Raw genomic sequence first — 1,471 nt, 5'->3', positions numbered from 1 at the left:
CGGCATCCCGATGCGCCAGCACGTGGCGCGCGGCGGCCTCTGCTACGAGCCGTTCTCGGGCTCCGGCTCGCAGATCATGGCCGGCGAGGCCAACGGCCGTCGCGTTTTCGCGATGGAGATCAGCCCGGCCTACGTCGATGTCGCCGTGGAACGCTGGCAGGCCGGGACCAGCCGCGACGCGATCCTCGACGGCGACGGCCGGACCTTTGCGCAGGTGAGAGCCGAGCGGCTGGGCAAGGGCGAGCAGAAGGATGCGGCATGAAGCAAAGTGCGATCAGTCCCCTTCGAGCAAGTCGGCGGGAACCATTTTCTCGGCCGTCTCCATGTCCCAAGCCTGAGCCGCAATGTGCCAGTGGCCCTGATCCTTGACCAGCAAGATGGCCTCCACACCCCGCTTGGGCTCGGAACCGTTCTCGGACATGCCGCACACCGCCATTGCGACGGCAACGTTGCCGAACACTTGGATCCTGGTGTTGAGAACTGTCTCCTCGAGACTTTCTAGTTCGCCTGCAGCAATACCCTTCATTCGATCGATGAAGGCTTCGACCGATTTTGGTGCGATCGGTCGAGCGGCCGGAAAGAGAGTTGCATCCGGCAGGAAGTCATCCGCAAAGGTCTCCCAGTCCGGCGAGCGTTCGGCCGACCAGCTGATGCTATCGAATTGGCGTGCGATGGCCGCACGGATCGCAGCGACGTCATCGTTCGTGTGCTTCGTCATGGCGGAACTCGTTTCTCTCGGCTCGTTTCTCTCGGATTGCGTCAGTGCAGACTAATCATTCCGTCTGCGGGAGGTCCATGGAAGGACCGGAGTTGAGAGCGTCTCGGCGAACCCGAACGGAAGAATGCGGCCTGATGCAATCGCGGCTTCTTTCGCTGGTCGAGGCCGCGACGAATGTCGTCGTCGGCTATGTGCTGGCTATCGCCACGCAGATCGTCGTGTTCCCGTGGTTCGGGATCGAGACGGGGCTGGCCGAGCACATGACCATCGGACTCGCTTTCATCGGCGTGTCGCTGGCACGCGGCTACCTGCTGCGACGGGTGTTCGAGCGTTGGCGACAGCGCCGAGTATCACACATCGGCGGGCTCGACTGAAGTGACTTAGGCATGGCCTGCATTCCACGAACCCTCATCAAGGATCCAGACGGCGTTCTCCATGTCGGCCAGCGCCACGAAGGCGACGGCTTGCGCCGCCTCCGGGGACAGTGCCTCGACGGTCAAGCAGGTGCTTTCGGTGACCTCACGGGTAATCTTGACCCTGAAACGCGGCATCAGGAGGCGTCCTCGATGCGGTAGCAGCGCCCCCTTCCGTCGACCTTTTCGGAGGTGATGATCAGGCCCAGCTTCTTCTTGAGCGCGCCGGCGAATGCCCCGCGACACGGCTGAGATCGACCGCCGAGGCCGAGCTCGGGTCGCTGGTCCACAGCCGCGACGTGCTGGTCAAGCAGCGGACCATGCTGCTCAACAAGCTCCA

General features: G+C 63.2%; 4 protein-coding genes and 1 pseudogene. 2 read left to right on the top strand and 3 right to left on the bottom strand.

Translation table 11 applies throughout. The features are described 5' to 3' along the window. Window positions 1-262, top strand: a pseudogene (locus tag ACH13J_RS18320) (DNA methylase); the annotation flags it as partial. A 12-nt stretch (window positions 263-274) separates the two neighbouring features. Here the strand turns inward: ACH13J_RS18320 and ACH13J_RS18315 are convergent. After that, window positions 275-718 carry a nuclear transport factor 2 family protein gene (locus ACH13J_RS18315; protein WP_397544780.1) on the bottom strand — a complete coding sequence of 148 codons (444 nt, stop codon included), beginning with the start codon at window positions 716-718 and terminating at the stop codon, window positions 275-277. Between the two features lie 134 nt (window positions 719-852). On the opposite strand from ACH13J_RS18315, the gene ACH13J_RS18310 reads away from it, so the two are divergent. Further along, a complete protein-coding gene (locus ACH13J_RS18310) occupies window positions 853-1,092 on the top strand; it encodes a DUF7220 family protein (RefSeq protein WP_397544779.1) in 240 nt (79 codons plus the stop codon). 6 nt (window positions 1,093-1,098) lie between these two features. Here the strand turns inward: ACH13J_RS18310 and ACH13J_RS18305 are convergent, their stop codons facing one another. Together ACH13J_RS18305 and ACH13J_RS18300 are read right to left on the bottom strand one after the other, a co-directional pair. Next, entirely contained in the window at window positions 1,099-1,269 is a 171-nt protein-coding gene (locus ACH13J_RS18305; RefSeq protein WP_397544778.1) for a hypothetical protein, read from the bottom strand. Then, window positions 1,269-1,471 (bottom strand): DUF3489 domain-containing protein (locus ACH13J_RS18300; RefSeq protein ID WP_397544777.1); only part of this gene is annotated, 203 nt, incomplete at its 5' end. The genes ACH13J_RS18305 and ACH13J_RS18300, both read right to left, overlap by 1 nt.

The organism is Roseovarius salis (assembly GCF_044472985.1).
Classification (GTDB): domain Bacteria; phylum Pseudomonadota; class Alphaproteobacteria; order Rhodobacterales; family Rhodobacteraceae; genus Roseovarius; species Roseovarius salis.
This window is presented reverse-complemented; position numbering and strand designations above follow the sequence as displayed.